The organism is Rhodobacteraceae bacterium IMCC1335, from assembly GCA_039640495.1.
Classification (GTDB): domain Bacteria; phylum Pseudomonadota; class Alphaproteobacteria; order Rhodobacterales; family Rhodobacteraceae; genus Thalassovivens.
The window spans coordinates 2,523,428-2,541,993 of the sequence record CP046864.1; the positions used below are offsets into that span (position 1 = coordinate 2,523,428).

The window sequence follows — 18,566 nt, forward strand, 5'->3', positions numbered from 1 at the left end:
CGCGCATCAAAGCAAATTTGAAGACTTGACTGCCCATAGGCTTCAAGCAAACCCGTGAGGCAAAACATGGAACCATTTTCTGATTTAAAGGCGGTCCAAAACCCCGTTGCACGGGCCAGAGGGCTTGCAAACGTGCATTACACCGACCTGTCCGTCTATGAGGCTGAAAAACATGCCTTGCTGTTTCGGCAATGGGCGGGCTTGGGGGTTGCCGCAGATATTCCACAGATGGGGGATGCAAAACCGGTTGATTTCTTAGGCGTACCGCTGGTGATGATACGCGATCGCTCAAATCGCGTTAGAGTGTTTCAAAACATCTGCAGGCATCGCGGTATGATCTTGATCGACGCGCCTAAGAAAATCGAAGGCGCAATCAGATGCCCCTATCATAGCTGGTGCTATGCCACAGATGGTCGATTGATCAGCACCCCCCATGTGGGCGGTCCGGGTATAAATACCCATGAAGACATAGATCGAGACGCGCTGGGGCTTATCGAAGTTACAAGTTATATTTGGCGCGATATTGTATGGATCAACCTTTCAGGCACGGCGCCCGCGTTTGAAATAGCCATGGCCGAGCCGATGGAACGTTGGTCTGAATTTGACCAACCGCTTTTTCATGGTGGCGCAGATAGCCGTTTTGAGCTTGCGTTGAATACCAACTGGAAATTGGCGGTTGAGAATTATTGCGAAAGCTATCATTTGCCGTGGGTGCATCCCGGGTTAAACAGCTATTCGCGGCTCGAAGATCATTACAACATTCAATCTGCGGGGTGTTATTCTGGCCAAGGCACTAACGTCTACCGGCAATTGACCGGGAATCGCGCCGAAAAATTTCCTGATTTCAAAAATCTCAGCAGCAAATGGAGCCAAGCTGCTGAATATCTGGCCATTTATCCCAATGTGCTGCTTGGTACCCATCGTGATCATGCTTTTGCGGTAATTATCGCGCCCTCTGGGCCTGAAAAAAGCATCGAGCATGTGCATTTATATTATGCCACAAACGCAACCGAACCAACCTTACGGGCAAAAAACACCGCGCAGTGGAAATCTGTCTTGGAAGAAGATATTTTTGTTGTCGAGGGGATGCAACGCGGGCGCCATGGACCGGGGTTTGACGGAGGGCGGTTTTCACCCGCGATGGATGCTCCAACGCATTGCTTTCACGCATGGGTCGCCAAGACGCTGACAGAAGCGCAAAACCAACCGGCGCAGCATGCGCCCGCCTCTGCCGGTGCTCCTGCCCCGTGACGCAGCTCGATATTCAGTTGCAAGCGGCGCATGCCCGCCAAGATGCCGCCGCATTGGCAGAGCTCTATGCCGCAGGCAGCGCCGCCGCTCAAACGCTTGACGAGCAATGCTTTCTTACAACTCAAGCCTATATTTTTGCGCTTGAAAGCAACCATCCCCTAGCCGAAAAATTGCATGCGTTTTTGGTACAAAACCGGCGTGACGCCTAAGCGATTTGACATGCCTCTTGCTTTGCAGCATTCCCGCAGTACTACCTGAGTGAGACGGTGAAAAAAGCCATGGTTTTAAAAACAACAGCCGCGCTGATTGGCCTGGGGGTGCTTGCGGGCTTTATCTGCAGCAAAACCCTTTTGCCATTACCATGGATGCTGGGCCCGTTGGTGGCAACGGCTCTTTTAAGCATTTTTGGATGGGGAAACATTCCTTCTTCTTATCAATTCCCGAATAGGTTTCGTATGCTGTTCATTGCCGTGATCGGCGTGATGATTGGCAGCCAAATCACCTGGAAAGTGATACAACACGTGCCCAATATACTGCCCAGCTTGCTTGGTTTAATCGCGTTTATCGGCCTAGCTTTGAGCGTCAATTTTTTGATTTTCAGACGCTTGGGCCGATATGATCCTGCAACGGCGTTTTTTTGCAGCGCCCCGGGCGGGTTGTTGGAAAGCATTGCGCTTGGAGAAACATATGGCTGTGACAGCCGCATTTTAACCCTGCAGCAATTTCTAAGGGTAATTTTTGTTATCATCCTGGTTCCAAGCGGTCTGTCGCTTTGGATGGGAAGCCCTGTGGGCAGCGCTGCCGGCCTTGCCTTACCCGGATCTGACCCTTCGCTGTTGACGACTCAAAACCTCTTGCTCACGCTTGTGGTTGGTTTAATCGGTTTATATTTGGGGCGCCGGCTGAAATTGCCAGCAGGGCAGCTCATTGGGCCCGCTTTAGCCGCCGGCCTTCTCAACCTGTCCGGCTATGGCAGCGTATACTTGCCTAATAATATCTTGATCATCGCCCAGATCATAATCGGGGTCAGCTTGGGAAGCCGCTTTGTTGGATTTGGCTACGCCGCGCTCAGGCGCAGCGCCAGCCTTGGATTGTTAAGCGCTCTGGCCATGCTGAGCCTCGCGCTTGCCCTCAGCGCGCTGCTCTCGCTTTATACCGGTTTACCATTTGACGTTTTGCTAATCAGCTTGTCGCCGGGCGGGGTGACCGAAATGTCATTGATCGCTCTTAGTCTGCAAACCAGCCCGGCCTTGATCACGGTGCATCACATGTTTCGGATCACAGCCACAGTTATTCTGATCTCTGGGATAAGCCGTTTTAGCGCGGTTTTTAAAAAGCCTTAAAGATGGGACCCGGATAAACGGTCGGGCAAGCGATTGGCCCAAGCGCTGATCGTGCCCGCGCCAAGGCACACGACAATATCGCCTGGCGCCGCCTGCGCCCGCACCAAGGCTTCAAGCGCATCTTCTGATGCCAAAGCCCGGGCATCCCGATGCCCATGGCGCAAAAGCCCATCCACCAAATCATCGCGGCTTGCCCCCGCAATCGGCGCCTCACCAGCGGCAAAAATATCACCAATGGCCACAACATCCGCATCATTAAAACAAGTGCAAAAATCATCGAACAAACTGTGCAATCGGGTGTAGCGATGCGGTTGGTGCACGGCGATTACTTTTCCAGAGCAGCTTTGCCGAGCTGCTTTTAATACAGCCGCAATTTCAACCGGATGATGTCCATAATCGTCAATGATGGTAACGCCATTGACCTCACCAACTTTCGTAAAGCGTCGGTTCACGCCTTTAAAGCCGCTTAACGCGGCGCGAATTTCGGCGGCGCAGAGCCCCAAATGCCGCGCCACCGCAATCGCTGACAGCGCATTTGATACATTATGATCCCCTGGCATCGGCAAATGACAGCCCGTGATTAGGGTGTCTTCATTTTGCAAAGCCACGTCAAAAAAGGCTGACCCATTCTTATATTGCAGATTCAGACAGCGCACATCAGCTTGGGCATTAAACCCATAGGTAATCACTTTACGGTCGGTTATTTTTCCAACCAATGCCTGCACTTCAGCGTGATCCGTGCAGCACACCGCCACCCCATAGAAGGGGATGTTGGAGATAAAGTTCAAAAAACCAGCTTTTAATGCCTCAAAATCCCCCCAATGCTCCATATGCTCGGGATCAATATTGGTCACGATAGCAATGGTAGCCGGCAAGCGGGTAAAGGTACCATCGCTTTCATCTGCCTCCACCACCATCCATTCGCCATGCCCCAATCGTGCGTTGGACCCATAAGCGTGGATAATCCCCCCGTTGATGACCGTAGGGTCAAGACCTCCCCCATCCAAAAGCGCGGCAACCATCGTTGTGGTTGTGGTTTTGCCATGCGTGCCCGTGATCGCCACGTTGGATTTAAGCCGCATCAATTCGGCCAGCATCTCGGCCCGCCGCACAATCGGCAAGCTGGCAACCCGCGCCGCGTCCAGTTCAGGATTGCCCGCTTTGATCGCCGAGGAAATCACAATCACCTCTGCCGCGCCCAAATTATCTGCACTTTGCCCAATAAAAATCGTTGCGCCAAGCGCCTCAAGCCGCGCCGTGATTTTGCTTTCCTTCAAATCTGAGCCCTGCACTTGATAGCCCAGATTAAGCAAAACCTCCGCAATCCCAGACATGCCTATGCCACCAATGCCGATAAAATGAATTGGCCCGATATCGATCGGCAATTTGGTCATCGCGCTCATAACTTTGCACCCTCAATCACCTTATGCATCAATGCCGCCAGCTGGTCGGTGGCGTTTTCAACCCCTGACTTGCCCGCCGCTTGGGCCATTTTCAAGGCAGCCTCCGGCTTGTCAAAAAAATCGGTCAGGATTGCATTTAAAGGCCCGACTTCAAAATCAGCCTCTTTACATAAAATAGCTGCCCCCGCTTGCACCAGAACGGACGCGTTCGAGCTTTGCTCATCGCGCAGCGCGATCGCCAAAGGCACCAATATAGACGGTCGGCCAATCACGGCAATATCTGCAACCGAAGACGCCCCTGCCCGACTGATCACCAGCTGGGCCTCACTCATCCGCTTGGCGATATCCTCAAAAAATGTTTCAACCTCTGCCGTGATCCCATTTTCAGCGTAAAACTGAGACACGCGCGGCTGGTCTTCAATCCGCGCTTGATGGCTGACCCTGAGGTTTTGCACCACTTTCCAAGGCAAATCCGCCAAAGCCGGCGGCACCACATCCGATAAAATGCGCGCGCCTTGGCTGCCCCCGATCACCAAAACCGATAACGGGTAATCCCCGGGCATGATATAAGGCGCCTTGGCGCGGGCTCTGACGGCCGCGCGCACTGGATTGCCGGTGTGATGCCCATTAACACCTTCCGGAAGCGCAGTGGGCCACAAACCACAGGCAACCGCATCCACACGTTTGGCAAAAATCTGGTTAACCCGCCCCAAAACGCCATTTTGTTCATGCAGCAAACGCGGACATTTTAACACCCATGCGGCGCTAAGCGTGGGAATACTGGGATATCCGCCAAAGCCGACCACCACGGTGGGGCGATCGATCAGCATCGTAAGCAGCGCCGATAAAATCCCAAAAATAATCTGAAACGGTACAATCAGTTTTGCGAAAATCCCCCCGCGGGCAAATGTTGAAGAGGAAAGGACAACCCGCTTTACCTCGGAAGGAAAGCCCTTTGCATAGCGCGCTCCGCGCCGATCCGTTGCCAGTTTCACGCGCCAACCCTGCGCCAGCATATGTTCTGCAAGGGCCTGTGCCGGGAACATATGGCCACCGGTGCCCCCGGCAGCCAGAACCAAAAGCGGTTTGCCGCTCATGACCGGGCTCCAAGCAGATCAGACACATCTCTTTGCGGCCGCTTTCGCGTAAAAGCCAGTACCATACCAATCGCAATACCACCTGCGATCAAGGACGACCCTCCGTAGCTTACGAAAGGCAAAGTCATACCTTTTGCGGGTAAAAGGCGCACAGCCACCCCAATATTGATCATTGCTTGCACGCCAAACATGCAGACCAAACCAGCACCCGCCAATCGGTTAAACGCGTCGCGCTCGCGCAGCAAGCGGAATAAGGAGTTGATCACAATACTGGCAAAGATCGCAATGATCAGCACAACCATGACAAAGCCATATTCTTCGGCAGCGACCGCGATGATAAAATCCGTATGCGCATCGGGCAATGACCATTTAACCTGCCCTTCCCCGGGCCCAACGCCAAAGATCCCGCCCTCTTGAATGGCATTGGCGGCATAGCCCAATTGGGTCCGCGGATCGATATCCGCCGACAGAAACCCATCAATTCTACGCGCAAAATGTTCCGACATATTATAAGCGAACGCCCCCGCCGCGCTGACCAGGCTGGCCAATGCCAGTAAAAGCGAAAGCGGTGCACCCCCAATAAAATAAACAACGCCCCAGCCGAATAAAATCAGACAGGCTTGCCCAAAATCCGGCTGTATCACCAATAAAGCCGCCACTGTAACCGCCAGAAGGAAAGACCAAAGCCTCCCGGGGGGCCGTTAATTTCATCGGCTGCAGAAATCAACCAAGCTGTCACCACGATGAACCCAGGCTTCAAAAACTCTGAGGGTTGCACGCTGGCAAATCCAAGCGCATACCAGCGGACCGCGCCTTTGCCATAATCTGTTCCAAAATACGGCAGTAGCATAACGGCCACAAAAGCCCCTATAAATCCCAAAACGGCCAAGCGTCGTACCAAACGCGTCGACATCATCGAGGTAATCAGCATTGCGAAAAGGGCCAATCCGCCGAAAATTACTTGCCGATGGACGTAATGGAACGGCTGAAACCCGTTTTTCTCTGCCAGCGGAGGAGAGGCGGCAAAGCCAAGCAATATCCCTATGCCAAACAAGATCAGCACAGCGGATAAGCTCCATTTATCGATCGTTCTCCACCATTTTGAAAGTAACGGCTCATCCCGATGCACCGGGGCTGACCCATAGACCATTTCTGTCATACGACGCGCCTAACCTGCCTATTCAAACCTGCTCTGCCCCATTTATGGGATCTTGCGCCAAACATATGCAATATATTGTCTCAAGACCAGATAAAAAGCTTCACTCTTGTCAAACCGAGCAAAACCCTGCATCGGATCATCTATGCAATTTGATACACTGATAATCGGAGCGGGTGCAGCCGGCCTGATGTGCGCAACGCAGGCGCAGGGGCGGGTTTTGGTGATTGATCACGCCAAAGCCCCCGGCGAAAAAATTCGTATTTCAGGCGGTGGTCGCTGCAACTTCACCAACCTGAACATTCAACCCGATCGGTTTTTATCCAATAATCCCCATTTCCACAAAAGTGCGCTCAGCCGCTACACGCATTGGGATTTCATCAATTTGGTCGAAAAACATAAAATTGCCTATCATGAAAAAACGTTGGGCCAGCTATTTTGCGATATCAGCGCCAAACAGATTATCACAATGCTCTTGGATGAGCTGGATGCGCGCGGCGCAGAGTTGTGGATAAACACGCGCCTCACAGCTCTTAACAAAACCGATCAGGGGTTTGCGTTAAACCTTGAGCGCGAGGGGCAACGATACGCCATAAGCTGCCGCAATTTGGTGATCGCCTGCGGTGGCAAATCTATTCCCAAAATGGGCGCCACAGGGCTGGCTTATGAGATTGCTGCACAATTTCATATGAATGTGACCAGAACACGCCCCGCGCTGGTTCCATTGACTTTTGAGCCAGAGCGTTTCAAGACTTTGGCAGGTATTGCGATTGAAGCGCGCGTTTCAAACGCAAAGACCAGCTTTGAAGAGGCGGTTCTTTTTACCCATCGCGGCCTGTCTGGGCCGGCAATATTGCAACTTTCTTCTTATTGGGAAGAAACCGAAACGTTTGAAATCGATCTTTTTCCCAACAGCTCGATCTATGACGCGTTGCGCGCGCAGCGCCAACAGAAAGGCGCGCGAAACTTATCCACCATCTTGGCGGGGTTGATGCCGGCGCGCCTGTCTGATTTCATCCTGCAGGATCTTGGATTAACTGGAAATCTAGCCGATCAATCTGATAAAGCCCTGCATGCTTTGGCGCAGCAACTTCATGCATGGCAACTCAGGCCCGCCGGCAGCGAAGGTTATCGCACCGCAGAAGTCACCTTGGGCGGGGTGGATACAAACGGACTGTCTTCAAAAACCATGATGAGCAAAACCGTATCCGGGCTTTATTTCATAGGCGAGGCTGTGGATGTCACAGGCTGGCTCGGCGGATATAATTTCCAATGGGCCTGGTCCTCAGGATGGGCCGCAGGGCAAGCGATTGCACATCAATCCGAAGCGCCCCGCTAAGTTCGGTTTTGACATCCGTTACAATGCCGCAACCTGTGCTACAAAATCTTCGCCGCGCTGCTCAAAACTTTGATATTGATCAAAGCTGGCCGCGGCCGGCGCCAGCAAAACCACATCCCCCGGTTGCGCTTGGGCATTGGCGGCCTTTACGGCCACATCCATTGTTTCACAAATTTCAAAAGGACATGGCAACTGAGCCGCGAAGGCTGCCGCCTCAGCGCCAATGACATAGGCTTTGCGCACAGCGCTTGCTGCGCCTTGCAACGCATCCAAGCCACCTTCTTTTTCAGCACCGCCGCAAATCCAACGTATATTTGAAAAAGCCATCAATGCTTTTTTGGCACTTTCGACGTTAGTGGCTTTGCTGTCATTTACAAACCGCACCTGATTAATTTCAGCAACCAATTGTGAGCGATGGGGCAAACCAGCGAAACTTGCCATCCCGGTTTCAATTTTTTTGGGCGAAAGGCCGAGCGCGCGGCAAACCGCGTAGGCCGCGCAGGCATTTTGATGATTATGCGCTCCGGGAAGGGCTGCATGCTGGCGCAAATCAAAAGCGGCAACCTGTCGACCTTTGCGATATTCCGACAAGAACCCTTTATGGGCAAACACCATCCATCCCGGGCCGGTTAATTTTCTGCAGGCCGATACTTGAAGCACGCTGTCATCATCGCGCCCTTGTTGCAGTTGCGCCGCTAAAAGGCGGCCCTCAGCATCATCAATGCCGATCACAGCCCGATCCGGCCCGCCTTCTGCGAAAAGCCGGCGCTTTGCCGCAAAATAACCGCCAAGCCCCCCGTGGCGATCAAGATGATCGGGGGATAAATTCGTAAAAACCGCAATATCGGGCGTTAAGCTGCGCGCAAGTTCGGTTTGATAACTGCTCAGTTCCAAAACGATTACTTCGCCTGAGCGCGCCGGCTCAAGATCCATAACGCCGCGACCGATATTCCCCGCCAGCTGCGTAAGCATGCCGTTTTGGTCCAGAATGTGATGGATCAACGCGCATGTCGTGGATTTCCCGTTAGAGCCTGTCACCGCAACAATTTTTGCAGGGCGATCAAACTCATCCCACTCACGCGTTGCAAAAGAGCGAAAAAACAAACCGATATCATTGTCAACGGGCACACCTGCAGCCTGCGCGGCAGCGATCACCGGATGTGGCTTTGGATAGAGATGCGCAATGCCCGGACTGACGATCAACAGATCAATCTGCGTCCAATCTGTACGCGCGCCGAAATCTTCTAAAATAAGATCTTGCGCCTCGGCAGCTTGCCGCGCCGGCTCTTGATCATCCCACACGCGCACTTCAGCTCCGCCAGCGCGCAACGCTAGCGCCGCGGTTAAACCCGAACGGCCTAGCCCGAGCACAACTACGTTTTTGCCCGTCACACCCTGCGCTGGTATCATATCACACCTTTCTTACTGGCAAGTACGCCCATATTTATCGCCCAAGCCTGATCTGACAAGCGGTTAAAACAAGCGGCAGCCTTCTTACAAACAAGCCTCCGGCAGAGGCGTTAGCGCACCTTTAAGGTCGCCAAACCAATCATCGCAAGGATCAGTGCAATAATCCAAAACCGGATCACGATTGTGGGCTCAGCCCAGCCCTTTTTTTCGTAATGGTGATGAATGGGCGCCATCAAGAACACCCGCCGACCCGTAAGTTTGAACGACAAGACCTGAATGATCACCGACAGCGCCTCGAGCACGAATAAACCACCAATAATCGCCCAAACGATTTCATGTTTGGTGATCACCGCGATACTGCCCAGCGCGCCCCCCAAGGCCAAAGATCCCGTATCGCCCATAAACACTGCTGCAGGGGGCGCATTATACCACAAAAACCCCATACCACCGCCAATCAATCCGGCGCAGAAAATCAGAATTTCGCCTGTTCCAGGCACATAATGAACATCAAGATAACTGGTGAAATCGACCCGACCAACGGCGTAAGCGATCACGCCCAGCGCCCCCGCGGCGATCATAACAGGCATAATCGCAAGCCCGTCCAGCCCATCGGTTAGATTGACCGCATTCGCCGAACCGACGATCACCAGCATCGCAAAGGGTAAGAATAAGAAGCTGAAATTCAGCAAAAGATTTTTAAAAACCGGCATGGCGACCTGATATTGAAGCGGATCAGGATGAAAAGACGTGGCGAAATAGGCCGCAATTGCCGCGATTGCAAAGCCCAAAGCCAACCGCAGCTTGCCCGGTACACCCGCCGCGGTTTGCCGGCTGACTTTCGCATAATCATCAGCAAAACCGATCAAGCCGAAAGAAAAGGTTACAAAAAGCACAATCCAAACAAATCCGTTGTCAAGCCGCGCCCAAAGCAGGGTAGAGCTCAGCACGGACAAAAGGATCAGCAACCCCCCCATCGTGGGCGTGCCCGCCTTGGCAAAATGCCCCTCCGGTCCATCGGCGCGAATGGGCTGGCCTTTGCCCTGACGGCGACGCAACACATTGATCAAAGGCGGACCAAATAAAAAGCCAAATATCAGCGCGGTGAAAAACGCTCCGCCGGCGCGAAAGGTAATATAGCGGAAAAGGTTAAAAGCATCTCCCCCGTCTGACAGAGCTGTTAGCCAATACAGCATTAACGTTTCCTTTCCACCGGGCGCGCCGCGCAATCCGGATCGGATTGGCTGATTATTTTGATCGCGTCAACCACTTGCCGCAAACCGCTGCTCAAAGAGGCCTTTACCAAAATGCAATCATCTGCCTGTAGAAAATCTTCAACACAGGCCGCCATCTCTTTCGCATTGGCAAAATGCTGCCCGCGCTTTTCCACCGGCAAGCTGTGATGCAAGGCTGCCATCAACGGGCCTGCCGTATGGATGAGGTCAATATTTCTTATGGCGGGCAGCTGCGCCAAGGCGCTGTGATGCGCCCGCTCATCCGCGCCCAATTCTTTCATATCACCCAAAAAAGCCACCCTGCGCGATGACGTAGCTTGCGCCAAAACATCCAGAGCCGCCTGCATCGAGACAGGGTTTGCATTATAGGCATCATCGATCAATTCAACCGCGCCAAAGGACGCGTGCAACTGGTGGCGCATCCCCCGGCCTTCTGCAGGCTGCCACTGCGCCAGCACTCGCGCTGCTTTTTCAACATCCGCGTTCAGTTTAGACAAGAGCGCCAACGCACCCAGCGCATTCATGGCAAAATGCCGCCCCACTGTATGCAGTTCGAACTTTAGGGATAAATCACCAATGCTGGCCATCACCTGCATCAGGCCATCTTTTACGCTCAGTTGCGTCATCCTGGCCTGCGCCGCGCCGGTTCCAAACCAGAGGCTCTGGCATCCTTTCGCTGCGACCGCCTGTTCCATCACCGATATGCAGGGCGCTTCGGCATTTAAAACCGCATAACCTTGCGCAGTAAGGCCCTGCACGATCGCGGCTTTCTCACGCGCGATACCCTCAAGGTTTTCAAAGGCTGCCAAATGCGCCGGCGCCACCGTAGTGATTAAAGCGGCATCCGGGCGCACCAAGCGCGCCAAAGGCGCAATTTCACCTGGATTGCTCATGCCAATTTCAACCACTGCGAAAGCCGCGTCGCGCGGCAAGCTGGCCAAAGTTAAGGGCACGCCCCAATGATTATTGTAGCTGGCGTAAGAGGCATGGGTTTTGCCTTGAGCTTGCAGCATTACGCGCAGCATTTCTTTGGTAGATGTTTTTCCTGCTGATCCAGTGATCGCGATCACCTGCGCCGCACTGCGTTGGCGCGCCGCGCGTGCCAAGCCTTCAAGTGCTGCTTGAACATTCTGAACATAAAGCAGGTTTTCATCGCTCAAAACATCTGCAGGTCGACGCGAGACCAGCGCTGCTGAAGCGCCTTTTTGCAGCGCATCAGCAACAAAATCATGACCGTCGCGCTGATCCGCAAGCGCCACAAACAAATCCCCCGCCTGAAGGGTGCGGGTGTCAATCGAAACGCCCTCTGCCTGCCAGTCTCCAGCAGTCTCTCCGCCCGTGGCCAAGGCTGCTTCTTGCGCGCTCCACAAGCTCATACAAGCCCTCCATCCAGCGCAGCCACGGCCAAACTGGCCTGCTCAACATCATCAAAAGGCAAAATATCATCACCGATCACCTGACCGGTTTCATGCCCTTTGCCAGCAATCAATAGCGCATCACCTGGCTTCAGCATATCAACCGCGCGCAAAATAGCTTCGGCACGATCCCCCACCTCTTTTACATGCGCGGGCTCTGGCATACCGCTGATCACCATTTTGCGAATTTCGCTTGGATCTTCGCTGCGCGGATTATCATCGGTCACAAACACAAAATCAGCCGCGCCCGCAGCTGCAGCCCCCATCAATGGGCGTTTGAAGGGATCACGATCCCCGCCGGCCCCGATCACCGCCACCAAACGCCCCAAAACATGCGGCCGTAAAGCTGAAATAGCCTTTTCAAGCGCATCGGGTGTATGCGCAAAATCAACAAAGACCAAAGCCCCATTTTCACGCTGCGCCGCCAATTCCATTCGGCCCCGTACGGTCGTGAGATGCTCTAAAGTCTCAAACACCGCCGCGGGCTTTGCACCGGCCGCAATCACCAGGGCCGCGGCCATCAGAACATTTTCAGCTTGAAATTTTCCACGCAGCGGCAGGTTAACAAGCCGCGGCATATCCTCATACGTAAATCGCATCTCCTGCCCAGTAGCGGTAAAGCGCAAATTATCGATGCAGATATCAGCCTCGGGACGGTGCCCAATCGTGATTATCGCCTGATTTGATTGTTCAAGCCGCGCCGCCAGCTCAGCCAGTTTAGGATCATCAATATTTAAAACAGCGGGCTGATCTTGCAGTAACAATCTATCGAATAAGCCCGTTTTGGCGCGAAAATAATCCTCAAAATCTTTGTGATAATCCAAATGATCTTGCGTGAAATTGGTAAAGCCTGCGGCGCAAAGTTTCACCCCGTCCAGCCGGCGCTGCTGCAAACCATGGCTGGAGGCTTCGATTGCCGCATGCGTTACCCCGGCCAAAGCCGCTTTTGCCAAAAGCGACTGCAAAAGAAGCGCATCTGGGGTGGTGTAAGATAAAGGCGCCGTAAACGCCCCTTGCACACCATTGGTGCCCAAATTGATTGCTTGATACTCAAGCTCTGTCCAAATTTGTCGGCAAAAATGCGTCACCGAAGTTTTCCCATTAGTCCCAGTCACCGCAACAATTTTTTTTGGCTGCACCTCAAACCAAAGGGCCGCGGCCGATGCAAGCGCGGCGGCCGGATCCTCAACAACCACCAGCGCGACCGATATTTCAGGCAAAGACTGGCGCATAAGCGTGTGACCCTCTTGGTCGGTCAGAACCGCAGCTGCGCCATTCTCAACCGCTTGCGCTGCAAATTCAGCCCCGTGGCTTTGTGTACCAGGCAAAGCGATGAACAGCCCCCCCTCCTGCACCAGTCGGCTGTCGATAAACAGCCCCGAAAGAGACTTTGAAAATGGCCTTAAAGCGGTGAGACCCAGCTCAGCCAGGGATTTCAAAGCAGCGCCCTCATAATCCGAAGACATCGTCGGATTTGAAAACCAAGACAGCGGGCCATAGGTCTGCGCCCTCCCTTAATTGCTGGATGCGAAGGTTATAGCAGCCTGTGGCTGGGTTTCAATCTGAGGGCGCACACCCAGAAGCGGTGCGATGCGGGCAATCAGCTCACTGGCAACGGGAACGGCGGTCCAACCGGCGGTTCTGCGGGGCTTTTTGCCCGAACGTTCTTCTGGCTCGTCAAGCGTTACAACCAACACATATTTTGGATTATCTGCCGGGAAAACCGAAGCAAACGTGGCCAAGACCTTATCCTTGTAATAGCCGCCACGCGGATTTGGCTTATCGGCTGTGCCCGTTTTACCAGCAACCGCGTAACCGGGCAATCGGGCAAAGGACGCTGTGCCCTGCTCGCCGTGCACAACTTCGCGCAACATAGCCAAAGACGCGCTGGCCACCTCTGGTGAGATCAGCCGTTCTTTTTCACCAGAGCGCGGCGCATCAAACAAGGTTGGCTGCACTTTAAATCCGCCATTTGCAATGGTGGCATAAGCGCTGGCCAGATGCAGCGGGGTGGCCGAGAGCCCATGGCCATAAGAAATCGTCATCGCCGAGAGCTCGGACCATTTTGGAGGCAGAATTGGTTTGCCACCGCTGGCTTCAATCATTTCAAACGGGATGGGTGTTAGCAGACCAAGCTGCCCCAAAAAGCTCTGCTGGCGCTCGGCGCCGATCAATTGTGCGATCCGCGCAGTTCCGATATTGCTTGAGCGGATGATGATATCTGCCACTGACAGCTCTTTATCAAGATAATGGTGGTCTCGGATTGAAAACCGGCCCCACCGAATAGGGCCGCGAATATCGATAATCGTTTGCGGGTTAACCAGCCCAAGCTCCATCGCTTGCGCTGCGGCAAAAATCTTAAACGTAGAGCCTAACTCATACACTCCCTGAACGGCGCGATTGAACAAAGGGCTGTCAGCAGCTTGCCCCTGAACCGGCGGCGCCGGGCGATCATTGGGATCAAAATCGGGCAAAGACGCCAATGAAATCACTTTACCGGTCTCAACTTCCATGAGCACCGCCGCCGCGCCTTTAGCATTCATCAATTGCATACCGCCCCATAAAACCTGTTCGGTTGCGGCCTGAACCGATAAATCAATCGATAATTTCAGAGCTGTGGCGGATTGGCTGGGATCACGCAAACGCGCATCGTAAGATTTTTCTACACCCGCAACGCCCACTACCTCGGCCGAATGCACACCCTCGCGACCAAAGCTGGTGCCCCCCAAAATATGCGCAGCCAAATTTCCATTGGGATAAAGCCGCATTTCCCGGGGCCCAAACCGCAACCCTGGATCGCCAATATCATGCACGCGCTGCATTTGCTCTGGGCTTATCTTTTTCTTAATCCACAAAAACTTTCGCCCATCTGTGAAACTTTTCGACAGTTTTTCAGGGTCTAAATCGGGAAAGATACGCGCCAAAGCCTGCGCCGTGCCGGCTGCATCCACCAGATGCGGGGTTTCAACGTATAAGGAATGGGTTTCCATATTGGTCGCAAGAATGCGGCCTTTGCGATCCACGATATCCGCCCGTTGCGCCACAATTGACAGACCCAAATCTTGCGCGGTGGGTTCCGTCGGCTCAGCGCTGGACAACAAGCCAATACGCACAACCAATACCGCATATAAGCACAAGAAAACCCCCCAAGCACCAGAATGCGCCCCTGCGCCATAAGGCGGGATTTATCGCGCGTTGCAAAATGCCGCGCCTTGATATTGTCTCGTTCGATTTGGCGCGTATCTTCGCCACGCGCCCGCGCCGGCAAAATCTGACTGAGCGGACGCAATGGGCTGCGCAGTCCCGAAAATTGGCTGAAATCAGTCACGTTCCACCGACCTTTCTGCCACATCAACGGGATCAACCAGCAATAAATCAAAGCTGGGCAAAAGCGGATAGGAAACATGCTCAACAAGGCCAAAATGATCCGCACGCAAAGGCAGTAATTGCAAACGATCAAAGTTCAGATTGGCCAAATCTTGCAACCGTCCGGGCCGGTTTTGATAGGCCCATTCGGCTTTTAAAATGGCCAAGCGGGCCCGCTGCTTGCCGATTTCAACCTGCAACTGCTCGGTATGGGTTATGGCCGCTTGCGTTTTTATGTTTTCCGTATAGGCCCAATAGGCCAATGCAATCACAGCGCTTGCCGTGGTAATATAAAGAAAACTGCGCATCATAGCGGTAAATCCATGAGCGGCATGCCCAAGTCTGAAGGTGTAACAACCCCGCCTGCCGCGCTGGCGGTGCGCCGCGCAATACGTAACTTTGCAGAGCGTGCGCGTGGGTTTTGTGCAATTTCTTCGGGCGTTCCCAAAATCGGCTTGCGCGAAACCAGTTCAAATTGGGTGGGCAATGGCGCAGTATGCGGCGCGTAACGATTGTTTGAACCCGCGCGGCCCGCACGCATTTGAAAAAACCGTTTGACCATGCGATCTTCAATCGAGTGAAAGCTCACAACGCAAAACAAACCGCCCGCACGCAACGCACGCTCTCCCGCAAGCAAACCTGCGAAAAGCTCACCATATTCATTATTCACCGCGATGCGCAGCGCCTGAAAGCTGCGCGTCGCCGCGTGGGATTGTCCAGGCTTGCTGCGCGGCAGCGCTTTTTCGATAAGCTGCGCCAGATCCATCGTGGTTTCAAAAACGGCATCACTGCGGCGCTGCACAATCGATTTGGCAATTCTGCGACTGGCGCGTTCTTCTCCGTATAAATATAGCAGATTGGCAATATCGGCCTCGGGCAACCCATTCACCAAATCAGCCGCGCTGGGGCCCGACTGGCTCATCCGCATATCCAGCGGGCCATCGCGCATGAAGGAAAACCCCCGCTCCGCCTGATCAAGCTGCATGGAAGAGACCCCTAGGTCCAAAACAATCCCATCCAGCTCTTGCGCATAGTCATCAAGCTTCGAAAACAAACCCGGAATAAACTCCAAACGGGTTTGCAAAGCCGCCGGCCAAGCCCGCGGCATATCAAAAACAGCAGGATCACGATCCACCGCAAAAACCTTTTCAGCCCCAGCCTCTAGCAGCGCACGCGTATAGCCGCCGGCGCCAAAAGTACCGTCCAACCAGCGGCCCGAAACCGGAGCGATCTGCGAAAGGATTTGCTCGATCAGAACCGGGATGTGAGGCTTGTCTGACTGTGCAATCGCCACAGAGGCCACCCTTACCCTTCCTGACCGCCATCCAAAAAGCTTAGCGGATCAAAATCATCCGGTTGATCGCTCAACCACGCCTCGGTTTTGGCCTGATCCTCGCTGTAGCGGCCGGGGTTCCAAATTTGAAACGTGTCACCGGCGGCGATAAAATAGGCCTCGCTCTCGACCGCAATTTTCTGACGCAGCTTGGCGGGCAAGACCAAACGCCCCGTCTCGTCAACAGAGGTAGGATAGCTTTGTCCGTGAAATAACCGTTCTAGCGTTTTTCGCCCAACCGATCCGCGCGGCAATTGGTCAATCTTACGATCCACCTCTTCGATGGCCTCAACCGTATAACATTCCAAAAAGGGTCGGCGCGCATCGCCGTAGACAATGACCAATTCGGGGGGCAAGCCTTCTTGCCAATTGGGATCGCAGGCTTGGATTACGCGGCGAAAAAGCGCGGGGATTGACACCCTGCCCTTCGTATCGATCTTATGCAGACTTTCGCCTCTAAATCTTCGCATTCGCGCCCAACGCCTTTCCCCCAACACCCTTTAAAACAAAGCGGCGGATCAGGAGACATAGACCCAATCCGCCGATCTTGCTCCGCGGGGCGAAAACGTCCGGCGGCGCAGACCTGGGGGGGAGAACGTGAGCGCGCCGGACATCTTGCTGCGGTAAAGTCGGGGCCTGCATGAAACCTGCCAAAGGAATTCGGATCTTAGCGTCCGTATTTTGATATCCCGCTTTACCTAGGGCCATTCATGCCATGGTAGCCGGCTAATATCAAGAAAAATTTGGGATTTTATGGTAAATTATGGGAAATAAATGTAGATCGAAATTGAGACTTAAATCAAATCACCCAATTGCCCCTACATAGTGTATTCATTTCATCTCAAAATACTAAATATAGATTATCTGTTGAGGGAAGCACGATAAGCAAAAATCCGCTCTCACCACTCAATTCTCACAAATTTGCAGAGAAACTATTAGATTTTTTAAATGCAAAAATTTATTTTGAGCTTTCTTACGAAAAAATTTGCGGCAGAGAGACCTCACATAGAGATTTCCCACGAATTCCCAACTCTTGTGAAACCTGCGTTCTTTAAGGCCCCAGCGCCGTTAACCTTTCGTGCAAGGCCCTGCGCAAACACGCCCAGTCAGGCCATACCGCCTTGCACAAGACGCGCGGCCAACGCCCCATAGGCTTCGGCCACCGGGCCAGTGCCCGCCGCGACGGGACGTCCCGCATCGCCGGCTCTGCGGGTTTCAAGATCAATCGGCAATGTCGCTAAGAGCGGAAGATTGAGCGTCTCGGCCTCTTTTGCCACGCCACCATGCCCAAAAATTTCACTGGCCTCTCCACAATGCGGGCAATGAAACACCGACATATTTTCGATCAGCCCCAGCACGGGTGTTTTCAACGTGGAAAACATGTCCAGCGCTTTACGCGCATCGAGCAGCGCAACATCCTGCGGCGTTGACACCACAATCGCCCCGCTAACTTCTGATTTTTGGCACAGAGTCAGCTGCACATCGCCCGTTCCAGGCGGAAGATCAACGATTAAAACATCCAGCTCCCCCCAGGCCACTTGCGAAATCATTTGCTGCAACGCGCCCATCAGCATCGGCCCGCGCCACACAATCGCTTTGTCCGGATCAAGCATCAGACCAATCGACATCATCGTGACCCCATGGGCCTGAAGCGGTATAATGGTTTTACCATCCGGGCTGGCCGGGCGCTGTTGCACCCCCATCATACGCGGCTGCGATGGCCCATAAATATCAGCATCCAACAAGCCCACGCGGCGGCCCTGTTTGGCCAAAGCAACCGCCAAATTGGATGAAACGGTCGATTTTCCCACCCCTCCCTTTCCAGAGGCGATGGCCAGAATGCGCGCCACACCCGCGGGCTTCATCGGTGCTGCCTGAGGCTTAGGGTGGCCGCCAATTTTCAATTGAGGCGGCTCGGGCTTTTCGGCAGCGCCACTATGCGCGGTTAAAATGACGCTGGTTTTGGTCACACCGGCCAAGGCGGTAACGGCCTCAACCGCTTGCTGGCGCAGCGGCTCTAGCGCGCCGGCCACTGCAGCAGAGGGGGCTTCGATCACAAATTGTACATGGCTCTCGTCGATCGTGAGCGCCCGCACCATATCAAGCGCGACGATAGATTGGCCGTTTGGCATCTTAATTTTGTCTAATTCTTGAAAAATTTGATCGCGCATGTTCTTGCCTTTCATCGCTTCAATGCCGGCATGCCGAATTTAGAACAAAC

General features: G+C 53.7%; 14 protein-coding genes and 2 pseudogenes. 4 read left to right on the forward strand and 12 right to left on the reverse strand.

Annotated elements, in window-relative coordinates; translation table 11 throughout:
- Positions 1–66 precede the first annotated feature (66 nt).
- From GN241_12135 to GN241_12145, 3 genes are all read left to right on the forward strand, one after another.
- Positions 67–1,251 (forward strand): Rieske 2Fe-2S domain-containing protein, encoded by a 1,185-nt coding sequence (locus GN241_12135; protein ID XAT58035.1) that lies wholly within the window; start codon positions 67–69, stop codon positions 1,249–1,251.
- On the forward strand, positions 1,248–1,460 hold the full coding sequence (locus tag GN241_12140) for a hypothetical protein (GenBank protein XAT58036.1): 213 nt from the start codon (positions 1,248–1,250) through the stop codon (positions 1,458–1,460). The genes GN241_12135 and GN241_12140 overlap by 4 nt, the downstream gene beginning before the upstream one ends.
- Positions 1,461–1,529: 69 nt before the next feature.
- Positions 1,530–2,594 (forward strand): AbrB family transcriptional regulator, encoded by a 1,065-nt coding sequence (locus GN241_12145; GenBank protein ID XAT58037.1) that lies wholly within the window; start codon positions 1,530–1,532, stop codon positions 2,592–2,594.
- On the opposite strand, the gene GN241_12150 is transcribed toward GN241_12145, so the two are convergent.
- From GN241_12150 to GN241_12160, 3 genes and pseudogenes are all read right to left on the reverse strand, one after another.
- Positions 2,591–3,997, reverse strand: coding sequence for a UDP-N-acetylmuramate--L-alanine ligase (locus GN241_12150; GenBank protein ID XAT58038.1), 1,407 nt, complete (start codon positions 3,995–3,997; stop codon positions 2,591–2,593). The genes GN241_12145 and GN241_12150 overlap by 4 nt on opposite strands.
- Positions 3,994–5,094, reverse strand: a complete 1,101-nt coding sequence (locus tag GN241_12155; protein XAT58039.1) for a UDP-N-acetylglucosamine--N-acetylmuramyl-(pentapeptide) pyrophosphoryl-undecaprenol N-acetylglucosamine transferase — start codon at positions 5,092–5,094, stop codon at positions 3,994–3,996. Before GN241_12155 ends, GN241_12150 begins: the two co-directional genes overlap by 4 nt.
- Positions 5,091–6,253: pseudogene (locus tag GN241_12160) on the reverse strand (cell division protein FtsW). Before GN241_12160 ends, GN241_12155 begins: the two are co-directional and overlap by 4 nt.
- A 142-nt stretch (positions 6,254–6,395) precedes the next feature.
- Between GN241_12160 and GN241_12165 the strand changes: the two are divergent.
- Positions 6,396–7,589: an aminoacetone oxidase family FAD-binding enzyme gene (locus GN241_12165; GenBank protein ID XAT58040.1), complete on the forward strand. Its 1,194-nt coding sequence runs from the start codon at positions 6,396–6,398 to the stop codon at positions 7,587–7,589.
- 18 nt (positions 7,590–7,607) lie between these two features.
- Here the strand turns inward: GN241_12165 and GN241_12170 are convergent, their stop codons facing one another.
- The 9 genes and pseudogenes from GN241_12170 to GN241_12210 form a co-directional block, all read right to left on the reverse strand.
- On the reverse strand, positions 7,608–8,999 hold the full coding sequence (locus GN241_12170; protein XAT58041.1) for a UDP-N-acetylmuramoyl-L-alanine--D-glutamate ligase: 1,392 nt from the start codon (positions 8,997–8,999) through the stop codon (positions 7,608–7,610).
- Positions 9,000–9,109: 110 nt separating this feature from the next.
- A complete protein-coding gene (locus GN241_12175) occupies positions 9,110–10,192 on the reverse strand; it encodes a phospho-N-acetylmuramoyl-pentapeptide-transferase (GenBank protein ID XAT58042.1) in 1,083 nt (360 codons plus the stop codon).
- Entirely contained in the window at positions 10,192–11,607 is a 1,416-nt protein-coding gene (gene murF / locus GN241_12180; protein ID XAT58043.1) for a UDP-N-acetylmuramoyl-tripeptide--D-alanyl-D-alanine ligase, read from the reverse strand. Before murF ends, GN241_12175 begins: the two co-directional genes overlap by 1 nt.
- Positions 11,604–13,112: a UDP-N-acetylmuramoyl-L-alanyl-D-glutamate--2,6-diaminopimelate ligase gene (locus tag GN241_12185; protein XAT58044.1), complete on the reverse strand. Its 1,509-nt coding sequence runs from the start codon at positions 13,110–13,112 to the stop codon at positions 11,604–11,606. The genes murF and GN241_12185 overlap by 4 nt, the downstream gene beginning before the upstream one ends.
- 48 nt (positions 13,113–13,160) lie before the next feature.
- Positions 13,161–14,998 (reverse strand): annotated as a pseudogene (locus GN241_12190) (penicillin-binding protein 2).
- On the reverse strand, positions 14,967–15,320 hold the full coding sequence (locus tag GN241_12195; protein ID XAT59274.1) for a cell division protein FtsL: 354 nt from the start codon (positions 15,318–15,320) through the stop codon (positions 14,967–14,969). Before GN241_12195 ends, GN241_12190 begins: the two are co-directional and overlap by 32 nt.
- Positions 15,320–16,306, reverse strand: a complete 987-nt coding sequence (gene rsmH / locus GN241_12200) for a 16S rRNA (cytosine(1402)-N(4))-methyltransferase RsmH (protein ID XAT58045.1) — start codon at positions 16,304–16,306, stop codon at positions 15,320–15,322. The genes GN241_12195 and rsmH overlap by 1 nt, the downstream gene beginning before the upstream one ends.
- Before the next feature lie 11 nt (positions 16,307–16,317).
- Positions 16,318–16,815, reverse strand: a complete 498-nt coding sequence (gene mraZ, locus GN241_12205; GenBank protein ID XAT58046.1) for a division/cell wall cluster transcriptional repressor MraZ — start codon at positions 16,813–16,815, stop codon at positions 16,318–16,320.
- A gap of 636 nt (positions 16,816–17,451) precedes the next feature.
- The gene (locus GN241_12210) at positions 17,452–18,516 is read right to left on the reverse strand and encodes a P-loop NTPase (protein ID XAT58047.1); all 1,065 of its coding nucleotides are present in this window, start codon (positions 18,514–18,516) and stop codon (positions 17,452–17,454) included.
- Positions 18,517–18,566 lie beyond the last annotated feature (50 nt).